We start from the raw sequence: 7,107 nt of genomic DNA on the forward strand, positions 1-7,107 counted from the left end.
GGGCGCCCGATCCCGCAGATAGAGCCGTACCGTGGTGCCCGGCTCCCTGCGCTCCGCGCTGCCTTCGATGCGGAAGAGGTGGTGCGGGCCGTGGATGGCCACCTTGAAGCACGGTTCCGACGTGGCCCCGTCCTCGCCCAGGCGCCGGGTGATCACCTCGATCTCGTCGGCGATCATGAAGTAGCTGAGGACGCCGATGCCGAAGCGGNNCGCCCATGCCGATGCCGTTGTCCTCGCAGAGCAGGTACGGGCGGCCGTCCGGGCCGACCCCCTGCTCGAAGCGGATCTTCCCCTTCCAGTCGTCGTCCGGGGCGCCGCCCTCCGACCTCGTCGCGAGGAACTGGGTGCGGGCCCTGCGGTAGCGGCAGGCGTCCAGCGCGTTCTGGTACAGCTCGCGGATCGCGAGGCCGGGGCTGCGGTAGAGCTGGTCGCCCATGAGGAGTTCCTGGACCCGGCGGGGGTCGACCTGGAACTTGCCGTAGCTCTCGAACTTGGGGCGGTCGTCGTCGCCGAGGGCGGCCTCCACGCCCTCGGCGGACGCCCGCTGCGGCAGCGTCAGCAGCGCGGCGAGCGTGTCGTCGGCGCCGGCCGCGCGGCGGATGTCGTAGAGCAGGAGGTCGACCTGGCCGACATGGCGTCGCAGGGCCTCGACGACCGCCTCGTGGTGGCAGTCGGCGGCCTGAAGGACCATACGGCCGTTGTCGGTGTGCCAGGCGGCCTGCTCCACGGTCTGCCGCAGGTCTGCGAGGCCCACCGGGTAGGGGATGCCGAGGTTCTCCACCAGGTCGTCGGGGAGCGCGGGGATGTCCAGGGCCCGGGCGCGGGCGACGGCCAGGAGGACGGCGAGGCGTCTCACCCGGACCTGCTGCGGCACCCCCATGCCCATGCCACCGATACCGCCGACACCACCGACGCCGCCGGTGACGGACGCGACGGCCTCCAGCCGGTCCAGGCGTTCCTGGCGGCACATCTCCCCCAGCGACAGCCGCAGCCCGTACAGCAGTTGGCCGGTGCGGCGCCGGTGGAACAGCGCGGCCAGCGCGGTGCCGCCCAGGGGGAGCCGGGCGGCCAGGTCCGTGTACGCCGTCCAGTGGTCCTGGGTGCCGCGCAGCCCGTGGTCCACCCACTGGTGGAACAGCCACCACCCGATGTCCGACTCGGCGCCCCGCCGCTCGGGCAGCTCCAACCGGGCGCGGCGGACGAGGCGTTCGTGCCCGCGGTCGAAGTACCTCTCGAAGTCGCCGCGGTCTGCCCCGGCCCCCGTGAGACGGAGGTCGGTGGGGTCGACACCGACCCGGTCGGCCGCCGTACGCGCCCACAGGGTCTGCGACAGGTACGGCGCGAGCGTCAGGAGGAGGACCTCGGCGGGGTGGAAGTCCCCGTCGGGGGCGTCCTCCGCGCACAGCAACTGGCTGAGCTGGCCGTGGAAGCGGGTGGGGAAGGAGCGGTCCCACCAGGGGTCGCCGGTCGCCTCCCACTCCGTCTCGTCGTGCAGGGCGGCGAGCGCGGCGGCGATGTCGCGGGCGGCGGCCCGGAACGGTGCCGGGTCCCTGGTCGGCGGAAGCCGTTGCCAGAGCGGCGAGTTGACGACCTCCCGCGCCCAGCCGGGCAGCAGCGTGTCGGTGGGGCCGTCCGTCGAGGCGGGCGTGGGCGTGGGCGTCGCGTAGTGGTTGATCACCACCTGGTCCACGTCACGCGCCTGGAACGCCGTGCCGTGGACCGTGGTGTCGTTGATGCTGTTGTTCGCGCCGCCCTGATCCGTCACGCCGTCCAGCGTAGGAGCAACTCGCCCCGCCCTGAGGGGGAAAGCCCGTCGCGGGGAAAGCCCTTCAGGGTGGGGCGGAGTGCCGTTGTCCGCGGTCCTTCCTGGCGGAAGGCTCCTCAGCCGAACGCTTCCTCAGCGGAAGGCTCCTCAGCCGAACTGGACCGATCGCTTCGCCAGGCCCTTCCAGAAGCCGTCGATCACCGACCGCTGGGCGTCCAGTTCACCGGCTGCCTCGGCCGCGCCCATGGTCACGAACAGGGGCGCGAAGTGCTCGGTGCGGGGGTGGGCGAGCCGGCCCGCCGGTGACTTGTGGAGGAAGTCCAGGAGGGAGTCCCAGTCGCGGGACTCCAGGGCCCGGTTGCCCCAGTCGTCGAACTCGGCGGACCAGGCGGGGATGCCGCCCTGACGGAGCGCGGCGAGGTTGTGGGTGAAGAAGCCGGAGCCGATGATCAGGACGCCCTCGTCCCGGAGGGGGGCGAGCTTGCGGCCGATGTCCATCAGCTTCACCGGGTCCAGGGTCGGCATGGAGATCTGCAGGACCGGGATGTCGGCCTCCGGGAACATCTCGACGAGCGGGACGTACGCCCCGTGGTCGAGGCCCCGGTCCGGGATGTCCTGGACCGGCGTGCCGGGGGCCTGGAGCAGCCTGCGCACGGACGCGGCCAGCTCGGGGGCGCCGGGCGCCGGGTACTGGACGGTGTAGTAGTGCTCGGGGAAGCCCCAGAAGTCGTAGACGAGCGGGACGGTCTCGACCGCGCCGAGGGCGAGCGGGGCCTCCTCCCAGTGGGCGGAGACCATGAGGATCGCCTTGGGGCGGGCCAGCGTCCTCGCCCAGGCGGCCAGTTCGCCGGGCCAGATCGGGTCGTCGGCGAGCGGGGGCGCGCCGTGGCTCAGATAGAGGGTCGGCATGCGTTCGGCGGTGGCGGCGGACATAGGGGTGACTCCCTCGGCACACGCGACTCGCGTGGGGCGGGGACACGCCTCGGCACGTACGGCTCCTGGAGCACGTCGTCCTCAAGCGGGCCACAGCGGGTCGCTTCAGGCTCATCGGTTGCTTGAGACCTCGCCCAACTCCCCAGTAGTTGAAGTCTCAATATTTCTAGTTTCACCTTACATCTCTATTGTTCAAATTTCAAGAAGGGTGCTCGTAGAGTGGAGGTATGAAGACACCGTCCGCCGCCGAAGAACCCCGCTGGCTCACCGAAGAGGAACAGCGCACCTGGCTCGCCTACGTCCATGGCACGACCCTGCTCGACGACCACCTCGATCGCCAGTTGCAGCGGGACGCGGGGATGCCGCACCTCTACTACCACCTGCTCGTGGTGCTGTCCGGCGCGCCGCAGCGGCGGCTGCGGATGACCGAACTGGCGATGCACACGAAGATCACGCGCTCGCGCCTCTCGCACGCCATCGCCCGCCTGGAGAAGAACGGATGGGTGCGGCGCGAGGACTGTCCGTCGGACAAACGGGGACAGTTCGCCGTGCTCACGGAAGGCGGATTCGAGACCCTGGAGAAGAGCGCGCCGGGGCATGTGGCCGCGGTGCGGCAGGCGCTGTTCGACCGGTTGTCGCCGGAACAGCAGAAAGCCCTCGGCGAGATCATGGAGATCATCGCCGAGGGGCTTCAGCCGAAGGAGGCGGGCGCGGACCTGCCGTGGCTGCGCTAGCCGCTCCGCCGCATGGGGGTCGCCGAGGGCCCGGCCCACGGGGAGTGGGGCGCCGGTGCTCGGGGGCCCTCGGGGCTTAGGGACCCTCCGCCGCCGTGAGCCGTACTCGGCCGGCCGCGTGGGTCCCCACGCCCCTCAGACAGGCTCCGAGCGCGGGGCCCGTCCCGTCATCAGTGGGCGATCACCGGGACCTTGACCTCGTCCGCCGCGTCCTCGCTCGTACCGGCGGTGGCCGTCATGTCCGGCTTGCCGGTGGTGACGAAGGTGAAGGCGATGGCGGCCGACAGGACCAGGATGCCGACGGCGAACCAGATGGCGTTGGTGTAGCCGTTGACCATGCCCTGGAGCTGGACGAGCTGCTGCTGGGGGCGGGAGGTCGCCGAGGCGATGTGGTCCTGGACGTACGACGTGGTCGCGGACGCGGCGATCGTGTTCAGCAGGGCCGTACCGATGGCGCCACCGACCTGCTGGGAGGTGTTGACCATCGCGGAGGCGACACCCGCGTCACGCGGTTCGACACCGTGGGTCGCGAGGGACATCGCCGGCATGAACGCCGTACCCATGCCGAGGCCGAGCAGCAGCTGGGCCGGCAGGAGCAGGGCCGCGTACGAGGAGTCGATCTCCATCTGGGTCAGCAGCAGCATGCCGAGGCCCGCGAGCAGGAAGCCCGGCGCCATCAGCAGGCGCGGCGCGACCCGGGTCATGAGGCGGGTGCCGATCTGCGTGGAGCCGACGATCATGCCCGTGATCATGGGCAGGAAGGCGAAGCCGGTCTTGACCGGGGAGTACCCCTTCACGATCTGCAGGTAGTAGGTCAGGAAGAGGAACAGACCGAACATCGCGATGATCGCGAGGCCGAGGGAGAGGTAGACACCACCACGGTTGCGCTCCATGACCACGCGCAGCGGCAGCAGCGGGGCCTTCACCTTGGACTCGACCAGGACGAACGCGGCGAGGAGCACCGCGGAGGTGATGAAGAGACCGATGGTCATGGAGTCGCCCCAGCCGTCGGACTCGGCGCGCGTGAAGCCGTAGACCAGCGAGACCAGACCGAGGGTGGACAGGACCACACCGGGGATGTCCAACGGCGAACGGTTGCGGCCGCCCTCCGGCTCACGGATGACGAAGTACGCGCCGGCCGCGGCGATCACCGCGAACGGGATGTTGACGAAGAACGTCCAGCGCCAGTCCAGGTACTCGGTGAGGAAGCCGCCGAGGATCAGGCCCACGGCGCCACCGCCACCGGCGATCGCACCGTAGATGCCGAACGCCTTGGCACGCTCCTTGGCGTCCGTGAACATCACGGCGAGCAGGGAGAGCGCGGCGGGCGCGAGCAGCGCGCCGAAGGCACCCTGCAGGGCTCGGGCGCCCAGCATCATCGCCTCACCGGTGGCCGCGCCGCCCAGCGCGGAGGCGCCGGCGAAGCCGATCAGACCGGTGACGAAGGTGCGCTTGCGCCCCCACAGGTCGGAGATACGGCCACCGAAGAGAAGCAGACCGCCGAAGGCCAGCGCGTACGCCGTGATGACCCACTGGCGGTTGCCGTCGGATATCCCGAGGTCCTGCTGGGCGGACGGCAGGGCGATGTTCACGATGGTCGCGTCGAGGACGACCATCAGCTGGGCGAGCGCGATGAACACGAGCGCTTTCCAGCGGTTGGAGTGCGAATCGTCCACCGTTTCGGGGACATTCCGGGCTGTTGCAGACATGGCGGTACCCACTTCGGGACTTCGTGACGGAAAAAGTCAGGCGTAAGCGTCGGAGCGCGACAAGGCGCGGATAACGGAAGAAGTCTGATCAGATCAGGCTCGGCGCAGGTCCTCCATCGTGACGGAGGTGCCGGGCAGTTCGGAGCGGGCCGGGGCCCGCAGACCGTCGAGCAACAGCTGCAGATGACGGTGGACGAAACGGTCGACACCCACACACTGGGTGCCGGCCGGGGGGCGGCTGAGCTGGCTGACGGCGAGCATCAGGTCGCCGACGCTGACGTCGTCACGGAGCCGTCCGGCCCGCTGGGCCCGCTCCATGATGGCGGCCATCTGCGCCTCCAGCCGTTCGCGCGCCGCCTCCAGGTCGGGGTGGTTCTTGTCGAAGGCGCTCTGGATCATCGGACAGAGGGCGCTGATCCGCTCGTCGGCGGCGGCGTGCACGAAGCGGGACAGCGCCTCGAACGCGTCACCGGTCTCCTCGAGCGCGACCTCCGCCGCCAGCGCCGTACGGTCCATGACCGAGCACACGACCTCGCGGACCAGCGCGTCGCGGTCCGGGAAGTTGCGGTACACCGTGGCGTTGCCCACGCCGGCCCTGCGGGCGATCTCGTCGAGCGGCACGTCGGGGCCGAACTCGACGAACATCTCCCGGGCGGCGGTGACGATCCGCTCCCGGTTGCGCAGGGCGTCCGCCCGGGGACGGGACACCTTGCGCACGGGGGTGGCGGTCTGCACGGCGTACCTCCTGACGATCGAAGGGGAGCGGGATCCGGGGAGCGTTTCCCCGTTTCGCTCGGACACATGGCTAAACGGGGAGACGGTCCCCGGTTATTTCCCGCCGCCGAAGAGATTTCCCGTGACCTGGGTCACACCAGGCTCCTTTATGCGGCGGAGTGACCCAGGTCACGCCCCTGCGGGCGGGAAGCCCTCGTTCGGCCCATCCAGCGCGCGCCCCCGCCGCCCCCGCCACAGGGTGATCGAAAGGGTGCGGCCGTGGCCCGGGCGGCTGCCGTGGAGCGAAGGGCGCGTGCATGCAGCAGCCGTTCCGCCGAAGCGGGATACCCGAGCGCCGACCGACCGCGTTCGGCCGGCCGCGGCCCCGGCGCGCGTGGCGGGCACGCCGCACGGGCGGCACCCATGCGACGAGCGGCATGGGCGGGATGGGCGGCATGGGCGGTATACGCCCCCGCCGGTCCGTCGCGATCGCCTCCGTCACCGCTCTCACCCTCGCGGTCAGCACCTCCGCCGGCACCGGGCACCTCGTGGCGAAGGAGACGAGCACGGCCGCGGGCGCGGTCGCCGTGGCCCCCGGCTCGGGGCTCGACCCGTGCATGATCCGCGGCCGGCTCGGCGTCCAGATGTCCGAGGGCATCCCGACCCCGCCCGGATACTCCCGCTCCACCGGCACGGTCCGCGCCCTCAACCTGATGATCGACTTCTCCGACGCGCCCGGCGAGGGCAGCGCGATGGACCGCTTCGCCGAGTTCGCCCCGCAGACCCAGAAGTGGTTCCGGACGAGCAGCTACGGCCGTATCGACTACCGGCCCGAGACCCCGGTCACCGAGTGGCTGCGGATGCCGGAGACGTTCCGCTCGTACGGGATAGAACGCGGCGTCCCCTTCGAGCCCGGCTACCGGCGGCTGGTCCAGGACATGGTGCGGGTCGCCGACCCCGTCGTCGACTTCCGCAAGTACGACTTGGTCAACGTCCTCGTCACCCCGAACGCGGGGCCCTCCGCCCTCGACACGGTCCTGTCCGTGACGTTCGCCGGGAACAGGGAGGCGCCGGTCGCGGACGGCACACCCGTCGCCAACGCGTCGTTCGTGTACAGCCGCCAGGACGACGGCTCCGGCACGTACCACGAGACCGGCTACCGCGTACTCCCCCACGAGAACGGCCACGTCTTCGGCCTGCCCGACCTCTACACCCACGAGGGCGGGGGCGCGGTCGGGCACTGGGACATCAT

General features: G+C 70.9%; 5 protein-coding genes and 1 pseudogene. 2 read left to right on the plus strand and 4 right to left on the minus strand.

Features of this window, described 5'->3' with window-relative positions:
• Positions 1-210 precede the first annotated feature (210 nt).
• Together AOK23_RS52150 and AOK23_RS39870 are read right to left on the minus strand one after the other, a co-directional pair.
• Positions 211-1,765: pseudogene (locus AOK23_RS52150) on the minus strand (HD domain-containing protein); the annotation flags it as partial.
• Positions 1,766-1,912: 147 nt separating this feature from the next.
• Entirely contained in the window at positions 1,913-2,698 is a 786-nt protein-coding gene (locus tag AOK23_RS39870) for a dioxygenase family protein (protein WP_055717317.1), read from the minus strand.
• Between the two features lie 227 nt (positions 2,699-2,925).
• On the opposite strand from AOK23_RS39870, the gene AOK23_RS39875 reads away from it, so the two are divergent.
• Entirely contained in the window at positions 2,926-3,432 is a 507-nt protein-coding gene (locus AOK23_RS39875; RefSeq protein ID WP_055717318.1) for a MarR family winged helix-turn-helix transcriptional regulator, read from the plus strand.
• 170 nt (positions 3,433-3,602) lie between these two features.
• Here the strand turns inward: AOK23_RS39875 and AOK23_RS39880 are convergent, their stop codons facing one another.
• A complete protein-coding gene (locus AOK23_RS39880) occupies positions 3,603-5,141 on the minus strand; it encodes an MFS transporter (protein WP_055717320.1) in 1,539 nt (512 codons plus the stop codon).
• A gap of 93 nt (positions 5,142-5,234) precedes the next feature.
• Positions 5,235-5,876, minus strand: a complete 642-nt coding sequence (locus AOK23_RS39885; RefSeq protein ID WP_055717319.1) for a TetR/AcrR family transcriptional regulator — start codon at positions 5,874-5,876, stop codon at positions 5,235-5,237.
• 416 nt (positions 5,877-6,292) lie between these two features.
• Here AOK23_RS39885 and AOK23_RS39890 point away from each other — a divergent pair.
• The coding region (locus AOK23_RS39890; protein WP_476718317.1) for a metallopeptidase domain-containing protein at positions 6,293-7,107 on the plus strand (815 nt) is incomplete at its 3' end.

The sequence above is a fragment of the Streptomyces torulosus genome, from assembly GCF_001419765.1.
In the GTDB taxonomy this organism is placed as follows: Bacteria; Actinomycetota; Actinomycetes; order Streptomycetales; family Streptomycetaceae; genus Streptomyces; species Streptomyces torulosus.